The sequence below is a fragment of the Vibrio vulnificus NBRC 15645 = ATCC 27562 genome (assembly GCF_002224265.1).
Taxonomy (GTDB): domain Bacteria; phylum Pseudomonadota; class Gammaproteobacteria; order Enterobacterales; family Vibrionaceae; genus Vibrio; species Vibrio vulnificus.
On the sequence record NZ_CP012881.1, the window covers coordinates 2,576,471 to 2,594,361 of the forward strand.

Genomic DNA, 17,891 nt, shown 5'->3' on the forward strand with positions numbered 1-17,891 from the left:
AGAAAACTACAGAAAGTAGCTGGCATGCGAAAAGTCCTTGGTTTTTATGTGTAATTTGCTTTCATAGCACGTCTGTTTTTAGAAAATTTAAAACAAATATGCGTCTAGGTGAACACTTCTGTTTTTATTGCGATCAGCAGTTAACATAAGTTGGCGTTATTTTTGCAAGGATGCCGCCAGTGACTTTTAATTGGCGAAACTTTGCCGTATCAGGATGAGAGAATGACAAAATTAAAAATGATGCCGCTGGTGGCAATGATTTCTGCGGGGTTAGTTGGCTGTGGCGGCAGTAGTGGCGGCGGCGGCGGTGGTACTCCATCAACCTCATATAGTTTTACGTTTGTAACGCCGGTAGAAAAGGATTTATCAGCCAATGGAAGCTGTACAGTTTTTGCTAAGTATCAGAAAAGCTCGGTTGATAAAGTTCTTAATTATAATGTCGTTGGTACGTCATTAGATAATAAGATTATTGGCTTTTACTCGAACTCTGCTGGTGAACAACAAGGGGACTTGGTGAGCACCAAAAATGGTAAGTTATCCTTGGTATTGCAAAGTATTCCTGATGGCGGTTTTTTTACAGTGCAGGAGGCTAACGGTACAGTAATTAATGCAATTACGTTTTCTAAAGAGGTGTTGGCTTCTGACGATTCGCTGAGAAATGTCTATTTGTCTGTTGAATCCATCGTCAATGATTCTACCTGCGTCACAGGTAATAACGATGCAATTATTACCAAGAGCTCGCTTCAATATTTGAATGCTGATGATGCGACGGGTAATCCGGATGTTACTTATTACTATGATTCACAAATTGAAACTGTTACGGGTACTAACCCACAGTTGACTGGTGGAAAAACGCTCAAAGCGATCTTTGGAGAACAAACGATGATCGCTCAATATAGAACAACGAACCGTAGTCAATTATTCCAATATGGTTTTGAAGATTGGAATCAAGGCATGATGAAGTTTGCCGGGTCATCTTCTACTCCTTCAATTGGTTCTTCGTTGATCAACTTTAGTGACATCGAGATTTACTCTAATTACAAGTCGTTCCAATATCTTTTGTCTACGATCAGTAAGGGAAGTACTTTCTATCATCCAACAGCGACAAATGGCGATACTTGGTCATTTAAGGTAAATGGAACGATCGCGACTGCAGGGTGGGATGCCACATATTTTGATGAAATAAGCTCGGCTTGGGAGCTTGTTGTAGATGATAATTCATTGTTTATGCTATCAAATACGAACGATGCGAAACCTTCTGTGGCAAATCAAACCATCGATATTACCAGTAGTATCGGCTTGTCTAATGAAAATGGTTTACAGAGAATCAGCTACCAGCAAGGTGCTACATCTGGCTCTACTCCTTATGTATTAAGGCATACCTTATATACACTAATTACACCTTCGTTGAGAGTACCGAATCTCAATTACGATAGCGTTCCAGCAAGTGTCGCTGATGGTCTTGTTATTTCATCTACCTCTAACCTAACGCAAGACTATATGTTAGCGGAAAATCTTGATTCGTTATCTTTGAAAGAGTTTATGACTCGTTTTGGTAATGGTGATGGGCTAGATACTTCTAAAGATGTCATGGGTATTGCAGCAAATCTGAAAGAAGTTCGTGCTGCGTACAATAATTCATCAACAACACGCTCATTGCTTTTAAGTAGAGATAATTAACATTTTTGTATCTTATAAAGCCTCCCCTCGGAGGCTTTTTTTATGCCTTCTATGCATCGTTAAAAGAATATATTGCTAAATTGTGAATATAAATCTACTTTTCGTTTTTAACTATGCCAAAAATGCAGGTTAATAATTTGTTGCAACTCAATTGATAGGATGCTAGTTTGTATCCATTCAAGGGGCCGGAGTGCCTTGGCAGTGACAAAAAACACAGGGAGTACAAGCGCATGCATGACGTACCAGCGCTGGATATCAAACAACTGCACAAAACGTTTGGTCAGAATGAAGTGCTAAAAGGCATTTCACTTGCTGCACACAAAGGGGACGTTATTTCCATCATTGGCTCTTCCGGCTCCGGTAAGAGTACCTTCCTTAGATGCATCAATTTACTAGAAACGCCGACCGCAGGTGAAATTTGGGTTAATGGCGAATTAATCCAGATGAAAAACAATCGTGCGGGTGAGGCGGTTCCAGCCAATGAAAAGCAAGTCCAGCGTATCCGTTCGCGCTTGGCGATGGTTTTTCAGGGCTTTAACCTCTGGTCTCACATGACGGTGCTACAAAATGTGATTGAAGCGCCCGTTCATGTTCTGGGTGTGCCCAAAGCCGAGGCGATTGAAAAAGCAGAAATGCTGTTGAAAAAAGTCGGCTTGTATGAGCGTAAAGATTACTACCCAGGTCACTTATCTGGCGGTCAGCAACAGCGTGCTGCGATTGCTCGCGCCCTTGCGGTGGACCCTGAAGTGATGCTGTTTGACGAGCCGACATCGGCGCTCGATCCAGAGTTGGTCGGTGAAGTGTTGGGGGTAATGCGTGATTTGGCGGATGAAGGCCGAACCATGTTAGTGGTGACGCATGAAATGGCGTTTGCTCGTGATGTCTCTAACCACGTGATGTTCCTACATCAAGGATTGGTCGAAGAACAAGGCGCGCCGTCAAAGCTGTTCAGCAATCCAGATTCAGAGCGCTTAAAGCAGTTTATTTCATCGATTTATTAAAAGGGTGATGGGCATTCTATCGTACTAGAACCTAGAACCTAGAACCTAGAACCTAGAACCTAGAACCTAGAACCTAGAACCTAGAACCTAGAACCTAAAACCTAGAACCTAGAACCTAGAACCTAACAACAAAACACAACATCGCAATACAAAAACAATCACAGGAGTATGGATATGAAGAAGTGGTTACTTGCAGCAACATTGGCCGCAACCGCAGTGTCGGGTATCGCTCAGGCGAAGGAATGGAAAACGGTTCGCTTTGGCATTGAAGGGGCGTACCCTCCATTTAGCTGGACAGAAGCCGATGGTTCACTAAAAGGCTTTGACGTCGATATGGCGAATGCCTTGTGTGAAGAGATGAAAGTGCAATGTAAGATCGTCGCGCAAGATTGGGATGGCATTATCCCGTCACTATTGGCTCGTAAGTACGATGCAATCATTGCCGCTATGTCTATCACGGAAGAGCGTAAGCAAAAAGTCGATTTCACTGGTAAATACGCGCTGATCCCGAACAAGTTCATCGCTAAGAAAGGCGCAGGCTTGGATTTTGACAAGCTGAGCGGCGTAAAAATCGGTGTTCAACGTGCAACCACGCACGACAAATACCTAACCGATAACTATGGCAAGAACGTTGATATCGTACGCTATGGTTCATTTGATGAAGCGTATCTTGACCTAGCCAATGGTCGTATTGCCGCAGTATTGGGTGATGCATCAGCATTGGAAGAAGGTGTACTGAATAAAGCGGGTGGTGAAGGCTACGAGTTTGTTGGACCATCGCTAACAGATCCAAAATGGTTTGGCGAAGGTTTTGGTATTGCGGTTCGTAAGCAAGATAAAGAACTCACCAAACAGCTGGATGCCGCCATTCTGTCACTGCGTGAAAAAGGTGTTTATCAGCAAATCGCGGCGAAATACTTCAAGTATGACGTCTATGGCGACTAATCACCGCTGAACTCTCGCCCTAATTGCCGGTTCGTTCCTGGATGTACCCGGCAATTAGGATTCTAGATTCTAGGGATTAGGAACTGACCTATGCTGGATTTACAAGGATATGAAGCCTCTATCTTTAAAGGGGCCGTGTTAACCATCGAAGTAGCACTACTTTCCCTTGTGCTCGCCATGCTACTTGGCATGTTGGGCGCGCTTGCCAAAATGGCGCCTTATCGCTGGGCGCGTGCTATTGCCACTCTTTACACCACCATCATCAGGGGGATCCCTGATCTGGTGTTGATGATGCTGATTTTCTTCGGTGGCCAGATTTTTCTCAATAATTCGCTTTACGCGGTGAATGAATGGCTCAACGAGTGGTTTACATCGAGCGACCCAAATCACGAGTGGGTTTCCTATTTACCGGACTATGTCGATGTGAGCCCCTTTATTGCTGGTGTGTTGACCATAGGTTTTATCTTCGGTGCCTACATGGCGGAAACCTTCCGTGGTGCCATCATGGCGGTCGATAAGGGGGAGCTTGAGGCGGCAAAAGCGTATGGTATGAGCGCGACGCTGGCATTCCGCCGCATATTGCTTCCACAAATGGTTCGTCATGCGTTACCCGGTTTTGGTAATAACTGGTTGGTTTTGCTAAAAACCACAGCTCTGGTTTCCATCATCGGTTTAGAAGACATGGTTCGAGTGGGGTCGTTAGCGGCAGGTTCAACCAAAATGCCATTTACCTTCTATATGGCGGTGGCGCTGATTTTCCTTTTCTTTACCAGCGTTTCTACGGGCTGTTTGAAAGTCCTAGAACGTAAATTCAGTATTCATACGAGGTAGGTGACGATGGACTTTTCATTAATCGTAGAAAGTTTTCCTATCTATCTCGAAGGCCTTTGGACAACCGCTTGGTTGGTGGCAATTTCACTGGTGATTGGTTTGGGCGTTGCCATTCCGCTTGCCATTGCGAGAAACAGTCGTAACTACTTTGTGAGCTTACCGGCTTGGGGATACATCTATTTTTTCCGAGGCACACCTCTGTTGGTTCAACTCTATTTGATTTATTACGGGATGGATCAGTTTTTCCCCGTGAAAGATACGCTTTGGGAAAATGCTTGGTTCTGCGCTTTGGTGGCGTTTGTTTTGAATACCTCTGCGTATACCGCCGAAATCATTCGTGGCGCGATCAACGGTTTGCCAAAAGGGGAAGTGGAAGCGGCAAAAGCCTATGGCATGAGCCATTGGATGACATATCGCCGTGTTGTATTGCCAAGTGCGTTGCGTAGAGCTCTCCCAGCCTACAGCAACGAAGTCATTTTTATGCTTCACGGCAGTGCGGTCGCCGGTATTGTGACGATTCTCGATCTTACTGGGGCTGCTCGATTGGTGAACTCGCGTTATTACGCTCCTTTTGAATCGTTTCTAACCGCAGGCCTGTTCTACATGTCGCTGACGTTTTTGATCCTTTGGGTATTCAAAAATGCGGAGAAACGCTTCCTCGCTTACCTCAGGCCATTGAGCTAATTTTAGATTGTTCAACAAACTTATGAACGGCACCTATAGGGTGCCGTTATGTTAGGTTAGTTCAAAATCAATCATCGCGATGAGCTCGTTGGTTGTTGTTCTGAAGTCATTAATTACACTAAGAAAAACAAAAAGAACGAGCGAGAAAATGAACAAGATCTTTTACTCCAGCTTGCTGGCGCTTGCGGTGAGCGCTTGCGGTGAGCGCATGCGGTGGTGGTAGTGGTGGCGGTGGTTCAACAGCACAAGTCAAAACGGATGTAGAGCGGGCGCTTGAAAGCGGAAATGCCTTGCTGGTGTCCGATCCAAATGAATTTATTCAAGCCAGTCAGCGCTACGTGGCCGATTATCAGCAGCAAAACGACGCGATGCGAACGCAGTTAGCAGCCAATGCGTCGTCGCTTGAGTGGGATCCCACTCATGATGCGGCCATCATTGAGGCTACCTACGGGTTTAACCAGCCTATTTTACAGACTAACAAAGCGATGTCTGATGGTTATAAAGACCAAGAGTTAACCATTGGTGTGGCTGGCTTGAGAACCAATGATCAGCGATATGCCGTCTTAGGTAGCAACCCATTTCGCACTGCTCAACGTTTCCCGACATCTGTGAACAGTGACATGGAGAGTTGGCTGGATAACCTTCTGACATGGCTAAATGCTGGCTCATTGAAGCAAGGGGCGAACGTGGTGATCGCGCAGATGGATCAATCGCGTTATTTTCCCGATGAGCAAGCAACAAGAAATTGGTTAAGTAAACGATATGGTGAAGCGGTTAGCTACAACGATGCCAACCAGTGTGATGGTGAAAAGCTGCTGGCTTGTGTCACGGTAAAGCCTGATTTGCTGATTCTATCGCAACATATGAACAGTGGAGATTCCGTGGCGAATGTCAAAAGCGCCGTTGAAAAAGCGCAATCAATGGGCATTCCTATCCTTTATTTGCATTGGGATGGTGGCATGACGGAATTAGGCAATGCACTTTTTGACCTCTTTCATGTTAAGTATGTCGGTGATAACTATTGGCGAAAGCTCGGCATTAGCCAATGGAATGCCTTATCGCTGAACGGCATCATTCCGCAAGACATCGTCATTCAGCAAGCGTTACTCAATCGTTTTTTAACGGATAGCTTTACGGTGGACTTGACGCAATGTGACGACAAATCTTGCCAAGAGAGCGCCAAGATGGACAGCGAGTTCTACTTTGCGGCAAACGCGATTCGCAACCATTTATTGTCTTTGGATCGAAGCCAAGTCGATCTGTTTAAAACCGCAGATTATCAGTATGAAAAACTGATGGTACTGCTGGCAGATCGTTATCGTCAGGATGTGGTGTTTCCAATGGATAAATCGACCACGGCATCGCTTGAGTTCCTAAAATCCTATTTTGCCGATTATGTCCAATATCATTCTCGCGCGATCAACCCAAAACAGCCGAATATGGGTAATTTTAGCCGCAGCGAATTTGGTTCCGATATCGCGCGGATCAGTAAAACGGTTCAGTTGCAATCGAAACGCAACTTTCGCTCAGCCGGTGTGTACGCTTTACCGGGTGAAACGTTCCAAATCACGCGTCGAGATAACAGCGCGGTTAAGGTGTCGATTGCGATTAACTCACTTCGAAGTGGGGCAACCCACGAGTTTTCAAAAGAGGGTTATAGCCGCCCTAAGCACCTCACCTCAACCACTTATGAGATTAAGAGCGGTGAAACGATTCGTTTAACCTCCCCTTACGGCGGGCCGATTCAAGTCCATTTTGATGGCAACGATCTCCCCGTTAAGCTGCAGTTTACAAACGTGGCGCAACATCCCGTATGGCGAAGTGCTGAGGATAATGAACCGTTTGCCGCGCAACTGAATCAAGACCAGTTTGATTGGGCAGAGCTCATCACACCGGGGTTTGAAGTGCATTCAAAACGCGACAAAATGCTTCAGTCGATCTCAGCGCCAGAGTGGGCGGGAAGTGCTGCTGCCATGGCACAGGCGACAGAGCGATACATGCACAATTTCCCGCACGCGTTAGCTGGCTTTAAAGGCCCGGGTATTACGGTGTTTGAGCAAGTGCAAACCTATGGTGAAAACAAAGGTTGGCAGGTGGAAAGCATCGATATGGTCAAACACATGAATGCCGATCAAGCCACCTGTGGTTATGGTTGCTCTGGTAATCCTTACGATGCCTATTGGGCATTTAGCCCAGTGGGGCACGGCGATTTGCATGAGCTTGGCCATGGGTTAGAAAAAGGCCGTTTTCGTTTTGCTGGTTGGGAAGGGCATTCCACCACCAACTACTACTCTTATTACAGCAAGTCTCAGTATTTTATAGACACAGGCAAGGAGTCTCAGTGTCAATCTCTAGACTTCAAAGAACAATATGAGTTGTTGCAGCAGAGCCGTCAGCAGGCGGATCCCAATGCGTTTATGGCCGCTCAGAATAAAACCGGCTGGAGTTGGGGGGCGCGCATTTATATTCAGATGATGATGGCAGCGCAGCAACAAGGTATCTTGCAAGATGGCTGGCATCTATTAGGTCGCTTGCACTTGATAGAGCGTGAGTTCAATCGCTTGAAAGGAAGTGCCGAGTTATGGGGCACGAGAAATGAGTCGATTGGCTTTGGGCAATATTCGTTGGAGGAGGCGAATAGTATGACCAATAACGATTGGCTACTGGTCGCGCTGAGTTACATTACCGAGCGAGACATGCGGGCGTATCTTGATATGTGGGGGTTTACCTTCAGTGATAAAGCGAAGCAGCAAGTGATTACTCACAATCATCCCGCGATGCCACTGAACTATTTCGTTTCATCCAAGACGGGTTACTGCACGACAGACTTTGCTAAGCAATTTGTGCCAGTCGATGGCGTAACCGCTTGGCCGTCGAATTAGCCAGTAGTGAAACTCAGAGAGGAGCCTAGGCTCCTCTCTGAGTTTAAATCGATGAACGAATACGGGTTACTCAAAAGTTGCCCAAATAGGCGCATGGTCTGAGGGTTTTTCAATGCCGCGCAGCTCGTAATCGATGTCGGATTCTCGGCACTTGGCGGCCAAAGATGGCGTAGCAAGAATCACGTCAATGCGCAGGCCACGATTATCGTCAAAGCCTTTTGAGCGATAATCAAACCACGAAAACTTATCATCCACACTTGGATGCAATTTGCGGAACGTATCTTCTAAACCCCAGTCCAGCAAAGTTTGTAACCACTCACGTTCTTCGGGCTGGAAAGAACATTTGCCCGTTTTCAACCAGCGTTTACGATTCACTTCTCCAATGCCGATGTCGGCATCGATCGGGCTGATATTGATGTCACCCATCACAACCACTTGCTCACCATTGTCTCTGTGAGTGGTTAGGTACCCCATCAGATCTTGGTAAAACTGGCGTTTATAAGGGAACTTTGTTTCGTGCGCTATGTTGTCCCCTTGCGGGAAATAGCCGTTCAACACCGTCACTTTTTCACCCTTCTCATCAAGAAAGGTTCCGATGATCATGCGCTTTTGATGTTCTTCATTATCGGTTGGGAATCCTTTTTGGATTTCGATAGGCTCTTGTTTGCACAGCAGAGCAACACCGTAATGTGCCTTCTGACCGTGGAAATAGACTTTATAGCCCATTGCTTCGACGTCTTCGACGGGGAAGGCTTCGTCGTGGACTTTGATTTCTTGCAGACCAATAACATCAGGTTGATGTTTGTCGATCAATGCTTGAAGTTGATGAAGGCGAGCTCGTAACCCATTGATGTTGAAGCTGACTATTTTCATTCTTGATCCTGATTCGTGTTGTTTGACTTGATGTTACCACTCAACTCAATGACTTCAAGAAGAGATAAGTAATCACAGCGATTGATCACATTGATGATTCGATAGTGCGCTACAACTTCGTAACATTTCTAATTGATATCGAGGTGAATTATGCTTTAATGGAAAGCAAATAAAACGAAAGTTTAGCTCTATTTGTTTGCGAATAAGGATGTACTATGCGAACTCTTTCTGTTCAGTGGAAGATTACCCTGCTGTCGGGTTTTTGCTTGCTAATCACTTCTCTCTCTTTAATTGGCTTTTCTGTCTACAACGCGATTGCAAATCAACAGACATTGAAGCAACAAAGCACTGCGTCTGTCACCTCCAAATCAGAGCAATTAGTGAAAACTCGTGCATTACTCAATGCTACTGAGGTCTCTGAGTTTCTGAATGAGTCGCTATATCGTGCTGAAATGTTAGCGGCGAGTGCTTTGTTTTATAAGACCAATAGTGAAGAGAATTTTGGTGAGAGCGAAGTATTGCGCACAGCACTGGATGAAATGGTTCGTAAATCGGTCGTGAATTTCAAAACCATGCAAGGGGCTTATTTGGTTTTTAAACCCAATATGCTCGATGGTGAAGACGCCAATTATGTGAATGCAGAGTATGTGGGGTCGAATGAACGTGGCCAGTTTGCTCCTTACTGGACCACGGCCAATAATGGCGAGAATGTCGTTGCCAATGTCCTTTCGGAAGCAATTTTGAAATCGGATGAAAACGGCGAGCGTTTTTTGTGTCCTCTGAACTCAGGGCAAGCGTGTATTACTTCCCCTCGCAAAATGACACAAGATGGTGGCAGCTTTTTGACCACCTCTTTGTCGGTTCCTATCCTCGTTGATGGTGACCCAATCGGCTTTATGGGTATTGATGTACGACTCGATTCTTTACTGCAAATCGCAAACGATTCCGATAGCAGCCTTTTTAATGGGCAGGGACACATTAGCATTGTGAGTTTAGACGGCACTTTGATCGCCAGTGACGATCGCTCCAAAAGTATTGGTAGTGCTTTTGCCAGCTCCTACGTTTCCGCGAACACATTAACGGATTGGCTTTACAGTGGGGGAGAGCAAGTTTCATGGAGTGACGATGGCGAGTGGCTACTTGTCTTTGCTCCGGTCGTCGTTGCCAACCAAACTTGGGGCGTGATCTTCGAAATGCCAAAATCGGCCGTACTCAAAGATGTCGAGACATTGGATCAAATCATCAGTGACAAGGTTTCATCGGGCATTCAATTTGAGTTGCTGGTGGGGCTTGTCTTGGTGGTGCTAGGGCTATTTACCATCGCCTTTTCCGCCGCCAAGCTAGTGAAGCCAATTAAGGTCGTGGTGGACAGTTTACGTGACATAGAATCTGGTGAAGGGGATCTCACTCAGCGTCTAGTGGTGGGCAGCAAAGATGAGATTGGCCAACTGGCAGAAAGTTTTAATGCTTTTTTAGATAAACTTCAGCGAACCATTGCCAATGTGGCAAAAACGTCTCAACAGCTTGCCGAACAAACAGTGGGGGCCAAACGAGCAGCAGTGGAAACCCGAACTAGCAGTGAATCGCAATTTAAAGAAGTCGATATGGTGGCTACGGCGGCTGAAGAGATGACACAAACCGCAAGTTTGGTTGTGCAAAATGCGGAAGTGGCGGTGGAGGCAGCGAATCGAGCCAGTCGATTCGCGAATAGTGGCCGTGAAGTCATTGAGCGCTCTGAACACGAGATGCTGAAGCTGGTGGAACAAATGACTCAAGCCGTCCCTGTGGTGGAAGAGTTAGCCCGCAATAATGGCAATATTACAGAGATCCTGACGGTCATTGAGGGCATTTCAGAGCAAACCAATCTTTTGGCGCTTAATGCGGCGATAGAAGCGGCGCGCGCTGGCGAACAAGGCCGTGGCTTTGCAGTGGTTGCAGATGAAGTTAGAAAATTGGCGAGCAGCACTCAGGATTCTGTAGCAGAAATTCGTACTGTGATTGCTCAAGTACAAAATGGCACCACAGCTGTGGTGGATGCCATCAAGCAAGGTAACGTGTTCGCTCAGCATACCGCGACAGAAGTACAAAATGCAGTTGAGCAATTGCAAAGTGTCTTTGAGTCTATCTCGGCAATCAATGATATGAACAGCCAGATTGTAAAAGCGGCTGAAGAACAGATGGCGGTGTCTGCGGAAGTGAATCAGAGCGTGGTCAACATTCGCGATCTCAGCGGCCAGATTTTATCGCAAGCGCAAGAGTCACAATCGGCTGGCGAAACGATTGAAGCACTATCAGCAGAGCAGCAACAATTGATGGGTCAGTTTAAAGTTTGATGAAGGGAAGAAGGCTTCTAATTCGCCAGTGCCAGTCATCTCGTGACTGGCACTAACGTGGTTTAAGCTTGACGATTGAGCTTCGACTCCAAATCTTGCTGGACAATCTTCAGTGCCGCTAGGGCCGTTGCAGCATCAACGTCATTGCTTTCCAATAGATAGATCAAATCGACCGCCAGTTTAATTTCATCCGGTGCTTGTTCCAGTGGTGGAGGGGAAAGGTCATTCATTACTGATTTTTCTCTCTGTATGTGATCTGATTTTCTATCTTTAGCATTGCAGCTTGGCAACGCTCTAATCGCTGTTCTGTTGCTAATAACGCCTGTTGAGCTTGCGTACGAAGAAATGCAGGTGCGGTATCGAGTTCTTTCTGCTTTTCCAACACCATCTCTTTTAGTCTACGCGTCCACTCTTGATGCTGTGCCAACTCTTGATACAACACATTGATTGGTTTGCGATAATGACTAGCATGTTTGATTTCATTCTTGCGAATGGTGGTTGTGGAGAGCTCACGTTGAATCGCAGAGAACTGAGCAACCAACTGTTCTGTGAGATATTCAGCACGTTGGGTTGTGAGTCTCTGATCTTTTTGTTCTCTTAGCAACGCATCCAAAGTCGCTTTGGTCTCTTTAACGCAGGGCACTAAGAGGCGCGCTCGGCAAGCAAACAATCGCTCATCAAACAAAGGGGTGTGATGTTCGCCTCTTTGTCTGTCTAACTGCGCGGCCTGAATAGCAAGCTCATCAAGCCGCAGCGCAATATCTTGTAGTTTCATAGCGTGACAAACCAAGCTTCATAGGCCAGTTTCATGGCAAGAATACTGACGACAGTAACAAAAACCGGACGAATAAACTTTGCGCCAAATCGAATCGCAGAGTGAGCACCCACAAATGCCCCCGCCATCAGGCAAACGCCCATGATTAATCCAAGCCCCCAGTTGATGTGCCCTAAGAAGGCGAACATGACCAACGACGTTATGTTACTGGTAAAGTTCATGGCTTTTGCGAGGCCAGAAGCCAGCAGGATATTGAGTTTATAGAGTGCCATTGAGCTGACGGTCCAGAAAGCACCGGTGCCTGGTCCCGCGACACCATCATAAAATCCTAGTGTGGCACCTTGCACAAATTGCTTTTTGTTCAGCATTGGGCACGGCTCGGGAGTAGTGCTGTCGTGCTCTGTTTCGGGCGTTTTATGCCAAATGGTATAGATGGCAGCGGCTAAAATGATCAGTGGCAGTATTTTCTCTAACCACTCGGTACTGATGGCATCGACAAAGAGTGTGCCCAATGTGGCACCTACCAAAGTGGCTGCAAATGCGCGGAGCCAGCACTGAGGCTTAAACAGGCGTTTGCGATAGTAAGTAAATGCGGCAGTAGAAGAAGCAAACGTCGCGGCAAGTTTGTTTGTTCCTAGTGCAATATGTGGCGGTAAGCCCAGTGAAAGAAGGGCTGGAACGGTGAGCATTCCCCCTCCGCCTGCAACGGCATCGATAAATCCAGCGATGAAAGCAACCAAAGCAAGGACAACAAGCATGGTTGGTTCTAATAATTCCATAGGGTTAACGTTCTTCTAGTTATTAATTGTGTAATGCAGCAAGTTCTATTTTTCAATGATTCGTTTAAAAGGAGGCAGGGAGTCCAGAATCGCTTTGCCATACCGCTTCGAAATCAACCTCTTGTCGAGGATGGTGACTGTACCAGAATCTCGCTCTTTGCGCAGTAATCGTCCTACCGATTGAATCATCTTCTTACTCGCTTCTGGGACAGTGATCTGCATAAATGGATTACCTCCACGAGACTCAATATATTCTGAATGCGCTTGTTCAACTGGTGAGGTTGGGACAGCAAAAGGTATTTTTGTGATCACCAAGTTTTCCAGAAGCTCTCCGGGTAAATCCAGCCCCTCTGAAAAGCTACCTGTACCAAAAAGAATGCTCGTTTTGCCTTTTTCTACTAGTTCTTTATGTTTTTTTAGAATTTCAGTGCGTGATGTTTCGCCTTGCTTTTGCAAAGCCCATCCTCTTTTTACCAATTCTGTTGCTAAACCTTCCGCAACTTGGTTCATTTGCCAATAAGAAGAGAATAAAACCAAGTTTGCCTGTTTGTCTTTTAAATACTTAGGCAAAATCTCGATAAGATATTCCGTAAACTGCGGTGCTTGTGGTTCGTATTTGAGGGCAGGCAGATGCAACTCTGCTTGGTTTTGATAATCGAAAGGTGAGGCCAAAGCAAGAAATTGGACTCCCGATTCCTCACGCATATCAATGCCTGCTTGATGACAGAAATATTGAAATGAGTTCAGTGCTCTCATGGTTGCAGAAACCAACAATGCGCCGACGCAGCGACTCCAGATTTGTTGGTCCAGCTGCCAGCCTACCTCTAAAGGAGAGACACTGACGATAACGTCACCTTCGCGATCCGGATGTTTTTCAAGCCAGCGAGCCAGAGGCGCACCTTTTTCACGGGTCGGCTCAGCCATCAACCGCCACACTTGTGAAAGATTTTCAGTTCGTTGAATATAGAAACCCAATTCCGCCAAAGCGGGCTCGGCAGTTTTTGCAGAAAGTTCACCATCTTTAACACGTTCGGCGACGAGATCGGCAATTTTAGCGACCGCCTGATGGGCTTTCTGGCTGAAAATTTTGAGCTCTTTTGCCTGCTCTTCTAGCCAAGAAGGGAGTTGGCCATGCTCAAATCGATAGGTGCCTTCCTCAAAACTCGCTGGGTCGAACTGTTTTGCGAGCTGTAGTAAAGAAGGAATCACCACTTGCACGGATTCTTGAAGTTCATTGCGAAAGCGACTAACGCGTTTTTCATCCGCCAAGGCTGCAAACTTGCTGCTGTTTTGGTTTAAGCGTTCGAGCCATGCTGCTGCACCTTTTAGGCTTGAAGCAGCAGAGGCATGATCTCGTGCAACGTGGGGAAGATGATGCGCTTCATCAAAAACGTAAATGGTGTTTTCTGGTTCAGACAGAATAACACCGCCGCCTAAGTCTGCATCAGCCATGACCAAACTGTGATTGGCAATAATGACATCGTGCTTGTCGAGCTCTGAGCGTGCTTTTTGAAAAGGGCAGTGGCGATGGATAGGTAAATTGTTATTGCAGCTATGTTTGTCGCTGACAATCAATTGCCAGAGGCTGTCGTCAATAGGCTTAGGCCAACTGTCTCTATCACCATCCCATTTCCCCTTGGCTAAGCTTTGATACATCGTGGTTAACAGCTCAATGTCTTTCTTTTTGGGTTTTGTTTCAAACATCGCTAGCTGTCCACCGTCGATGCCACTGGCGCTAGCGAGTTTTTCGGCACAGCAATAGCGTTGTCTGCCTTTCGCTAAAACAAAAGAAAAGTTTAAGTCTGAAATTCTTCTGTACAAAGGCAGGTCTTTATTCAGCAATTGCTCTTGTAGAGCAACTGTTGCAGTTGAAATCACCACTTTACGGTTGTTAAGTACTGCCACTGGAATTGCGGCCATAAGGTAGGAAAGTGATTTCCCGATTCCCGTCCCTGCTTCTGCAACAAGAATGCGATTTTTTTTGTGATAGGAACCGCAAAGTGTTTTTGCCATCTCCGCAACGAGATAGTTTTGCGCTCGGCGAGGAATAAAGTTTTCAAGCTGGTTTTGCAGGTTTTGATAGCTGGTGCGAATAGAACTTTGAATTTTACTGGTTAGCATACTGTGACCCATGTTCAGACCCACGGATTCTAGCACACATCTCTAAGCGAGGCGTATCTCACGAAATTGGATCCTTTTAATTTAAACCTAGATCTCCTTCACAAAAAAAAACTGAACCTTCATAAGGTTAGATTTAATTCATCAAATAAAAAATATAAACCGCCGCCATAGGGTGTTGTTAAGAATTTTATTCTGTAAATGCTCTTTTTTTGTTCCTTTTTAGGTTCTTTATTCCGAATATTTGCTTGTAACGATTTGTGTAAATTAGGCCTATTTTGCTTAGAAGTTACTCGAAAAAAAGTATGTAAACAATGTAAGTTGTTGTTTTTGATGGGTTTGATGTTTTTTTATATTTGTTTTTTAGGAAATTTGACAGTCAGAATAATCTTTTGCAATCTAACAATCGAAATTTACAGGTGCTGATGAGCTTTCTCAGGATAGGTAAATCAGTATCAAAAAAACAAAAGGGAACCGGGCAAGGAACTCCCAAACTAAGAAAAGGCAGTGGATTATTATGAAAAAGACTCTAGTAGCTCTAGCAGTTATGGCATTTGCGGGTTCTGCGAATGCAGGTTTTGAACTGTACAAGAAAGACGCAGTATCTGTAACAATGGGCGGCGATATCGAAGTTCGTTACGTTAAAGATAAAGCGAAAGACTCTGAAATGAAGCAACAGATTCACGATGCAGACGTTAGCTTTGACGTTCGTTACGCAGTAAACGACGAAGTACAATTCGGTGGTTTCTGGGAATTCCAAGACACTGGTTCAACTAACGGTGATGCATATGTAGCTGCTTACGCTGGCGCGCACACTTTCAAAGTTGGTCGTCTATGTTCAGTTCTTGATGATGCAGGTATTGGTTCTGACTACGTATTTGGTCTAGATGCTTTCTTTAACGGTACAGATCAATTCTGTGGCGAAGAGACAATGCGTTACGACTTCGATTCTGCTGATTTCTATGCATCTGCAGCAATTCGCCAGTTCCGTAACTCAGACAAAGTAAACCCTGATTCACGCCTATTCGACGGTCGAATTGGTTACCGTGGTTTGAAAGACTTCGATTTCACAGCGTTTGTTGGTTCAGCTGATATCGCTGATAAAGGTAAAGCGACTCACGATGAGACTCTATGGTCACTACAAGCTCGTTACAACGGCGTAGAAAACCTAGGTCTTGCTGCGGCTTACTACGCGACTGAAAACGATGGCGTAGATGCTGATAACATCGCTCTAGCTGCAACTTACAAGCTAGACGTAGTTAAACTAGCTGCGGGTGTTAACTTTGCAGATTCTGACGCAGCAAACAGCGACGTAACAAGCTGGTATGTAAACGCTGGTTACCCTCTAGCACCAAGCGCAACTCTTTACGCTGAAGTTGGTGGTAATGACGCAGATAATACAGAAACTGCTTATGCAGTTGGTGTTAAAGCATCATTCTAATCCACACGGATTTATTTATACTAAACACCCTCGCATGAGGGTGTTTTTTTTTGTAATAACCGGAGATAGTTATGCTCAGAGTACTAGGTTTAGCAGGCATGCTGATGTCGTTCAATATTCACGCTGCGATGATCTCGCCAGTTTCTGGTGTGAAGATTCTATTTGCTAATGGAACGGAAGTGGATGAGCCTTTAGAGCCGATGAAAGTGGATGCAAAAAACGTTCAACTTGTTGTTCGCTATGCGGCAGAGCTTGGTTCAGGTAGCAACCAAAAGGTTTTTGACTCCGCTCCTTTCGTTATAACCATTGACGATCTCGGTGAAGATATTAAGTTGTATCCACCGAAAGTATTTAGTTATGAGCAAGCAAATCGTGAGTTCAACACATCACCTAAATGGCGTATTGAAGGCGTAAGTGGTAAAGAAATTTCCTACAGCCAAGAAAAGCTAAAAGGGAATGATGGATTTATGCCGTACTATGGCATGGAAGCTCTAATCGCCAAGCACAATGAAGAGCGAGGAATCGTATTTGGCGCTGGTGTTGTAAACCCAGAGGTAGTAACAACGGATAAGATGGCTAAAGATACTGCGACTAAAAATTCAGGTGCACTAACACAACTCCAACACTGGTACAAACAAGCATCAACTGAAGAGCGCAAAGCTTTCCGTAAGTGGATGGTCGATCAAGAGTAATTGTGTTTACGTTACGGCTTAAGTTAGGGCATTAGCCCTAACTTGGTAAGGAAATTTCCTTCCACTCGCCGGGTTGAAGATCTTGTAACGTCATTCCTCCCATTGAGTAACGTACTAGCCTCAACGTCGGGAAGCCAATATGGGCCGTCATGCGTCGCACTTGACGATTTCTTCCTTCAATAATCGTAATGGCTAGCCAAGTGGTGGGGATTGCAGCACGAAATCGGACAGGGGGGGTTCTTTCCCACAGCTGAGGATCTTGGATGATCTCTACTTTAGCGGGCAACGTCAGCCCATCTTTCAGCTCAACACCACGGCGAAGAGGTTCGAGCTGTTCCTCGGTTGGAGCGCCTTCTACTTGTACCCAGTAGGTTTTAGGCGATTTGGATTTTGGCTGAGTGAGTTTGGCTTGCAGTATGCCATCATTGGTTAACACCATCAGGCCTTCACTGTCACGATCTAATCTTCCCGCTGCGTATACTCCTTTGACAGGAATAAAGTCTGCTAACGTTTTTCTACCTTCACCATCGGTAAATTGGCTGAGCGTGTCATATGGCTTATTGAAGATAATGATTTTACGTTCTGCCAACGACAAAGATTTTTTGCTCTGTTCATTGTTCTTCCGTTTTACACCATGTCTTTTGGGCGAGCCAACAGATTGAGCTTGTCCGCTTTGTTTAAATCGCTTGGTCGCTGTTTGCTTGTTCGAGCGTGGAGAAGTGCTGCTAGAACGGAATGACATGTTAAGTACCTTGCAAAAATGTAAATGAAGTGTGTGTATAAGTTTTAACTTTCGACGGAATCGGATATGATCTGCGCGCCTTATACTAACAATAGCGCACAGAATAATAGACTAT

Annotated in this window: 15 protein-coding genes; 9 read left to right on the top strand and 6 right to left on the bottom strand. The window is 45.5% G+C overall.

The genetic code is table 11. From position 1 onward, the window contains the following. The first annotated feature begins 222 nt into the window (after positions 1-222). The 6 genes from AOT11_RS11955 (at position 223) to AOT11_RS11980 (ending at position 8,023) form a co-directional block, all read left to right on the top strand. On the top strand, positions 223-1,680 hold the full coding sequence (locus tag AOT11_RS11955; RefSeq protein WP_017422011.1) for a hypothetical protein: 1,458 nt from the start codon (positions 223-225) through the stop codon (positions 1,678-1,680). A gap of 230 nt (positions 1,681-1,910) precedes the next feature. Further along, positions 1,911-2,681, top strand: a complete 771-nt coding sequence (locus AOT11_RS11960; RefSeq protein ID WP_020480154.1) for an ABC transporter ATP-binding protein — start codon at positions 1,911-1,913, stop codon at positions 2,679-2,681. A gap of 174 nt (positions 2,682-2,855) precedes the next feature. Next, complete coding sequence (locus tag AOT11_RS11965; protein ID WP_038939802.1) at positions 2,856-3,626, top strand: ABC transporter substrate-binding protein; 771 nt, start codon at positions 2,856-2,858, stop codon at positions 3,624-3,626. A 90-nt stretch (positions 3,627-3,716) separates the two neighbouring features. Then, positions 3,717-4,457 carry an ABC transporter permease gene (locus AOT11_RS11970; RefSeq protein ID WP_017422008.1) on the top strand — a complete coding sequence of 247 codons (741 nt, stop codon included), beginning with the start codon at positions 3,717-3,719 and terminating at the stop codon, positions 4,455-4,457. A 6-nt stretch (positions 4,458-4,463) separates the two neighbouring features. Continuing rightward, a complete protein-coding gene (locus AOT11_RS11975) occupies positions 4,464-5,141 on the top strand; it encodes an ABC transporter permease (RefSeq protein WP_017422007.1) in 678 nt (225 codons plus the stop codon). 200 nt (positions 5,142-5,341) lie between these two features. After that, complete coding sequence (locus AOT11_RS11980) at positions 5,342-8,023, top strand: ImpA family metalloprotease (RefSeq protein WP_049797998.1); 2,682 nt, start codon at positions 5,342-5,344, stop codon at positions 8,021-8,023. Between the two features lie 66 nt (positions 8,024-8,089). On the opposite strand, the gene xthA is transcribed toward AOT11_RS11980, so the two are convergent. Continuing rightward, positions 8,090-8,896 (bottom strand): exodeoxyribonuclease III, encoded by an 807-nt coding sequence (gene xthA / locus AOT11_RS11985; protein ID WP_017422006.1) that lies wholly within the window; start codon positions 8,894-8,896, stop codon positions 8,090-8,092. Positions 8,897-9,111: 215 nt separating this feature from the next. Between xthA and AOT11_RS11990 the strand changes: the two genes are divergently transcribed. Continuing rightward, positions 9,112-11,229, top strand: a complete 2,118-nt coding sequence (locus AOT11_RS11990) for a methyl-accepting chemotaxis protein (protein WP_017422004.1) — start codon at positions 9,112-9,114, stop codon at positions 11,227-11,229. Positions 11,230-11,291: 62 nt separating this feature from the next. Here AOT11_RS11990 and rsmS read toward each other — a convergent pair whose 3' ends face one another. The 4 genes from rsmS to dinG are packed head-to-tail and all read right to left on the bottom strand — an operon-like array spanning position 11,292 to position 14,904. Beyond that, complete coding sequence (gene rsmS / locus AOT11_RS11995) at positions 11,292-11,459, bottom strand: pleiotropic regulatory protein RsmS (protein WP_011079994.1); 168 nt, start codon at positions 11,457-11,459, stop codon at positions 11,292-11,294. After that, the gene (locus tag AOT11_RS12000) at positions 11,459-12,004 is read right to left on the bottom strand and encodes a primosomal replication protein (protein WP_017422003.1); all 546 of its coding nucleotides are present in this window, start codon (positions 12,002-12,004) and stop codon (positions 11,459-11,461) included. Before AOT11_RS12000 ends, rsmS begins: the two co-directional genes overlap by 1 nt. Next, positions 12,001-12,783 carry a sulfite exporter TauE/SafE family protein gene (locus AOT11_RS12005; protein WP_017422002.1) on the bottom strand — a complete coding sequence of 261 codons (783 nt, stop codon included), beginning with the start codon at positions 12,781-12,783 and terminating at the stop codon, positions 12,001-12,003. Before AOT11_RS12005 ends, AOT11_RS12000 begins: the two co-directional genes overlap by 4 nt. Before the next feature lie 45 nt (positions 12,784-12,828). Further along, complete coding sequence (gene dinG, locus AOT11_RS12010; protein WP_026050615.1) at positions 12,829-14,904, bottom strand: ATP-dependent DNA helicase DinG; 2,076 nt, start codon at positions 14,902-14,904, stop codon at positions 12,829-12,831. Positions 14,905-15,418: 514 nt separating this feature from the next. Between dinG and AOT11_RS12015 the strand changes: the two genes are divergently transcribed. Both AOT11_RS12015 and AOT11_RS12020 read left to right on the top strand, forming a co-directional pair. Beyond that, the gene (locus tag AOT11_RS12015) at positions 15,419-16,342 is read left to right on the top strand and encodes a porin (protein ID WP_017422000.1); all 924 of its coding nucleotides are present in this window, start codon (positions 15,419-15,421) and stop codon (positions 16,340-16,342) included. A gap of 71 nt (positions 16,343-16,413) precedes the next feature. Beyond that, complete coding sequence (locus AOT11_RS12020; RefSeq protein WP_017421999.1) at positions 16,414-17,034, top strand: DUF2057 domain-containing protein; 621 nt, start codon at positions 16,414-16,416, stop codon at positions 17,032-17,034. Positions 17,035-17,071: 37 nt separating this feature from the next. On the opposite strand, the gene AOT11_RS12025 is transcribed toward AOT11_RS12020, so the two are convergent. Next, entirely contained in the window at positions 17,072-17,776 is a 705-nt protein-coding gene (locus tag AOT11_RS12025) for a pseudouridine synthase (RefSeq protein WP_017421998.1), read from the bottom strand. Positions 17,777-17,891 lie beyond the last annotated feature (115 nt).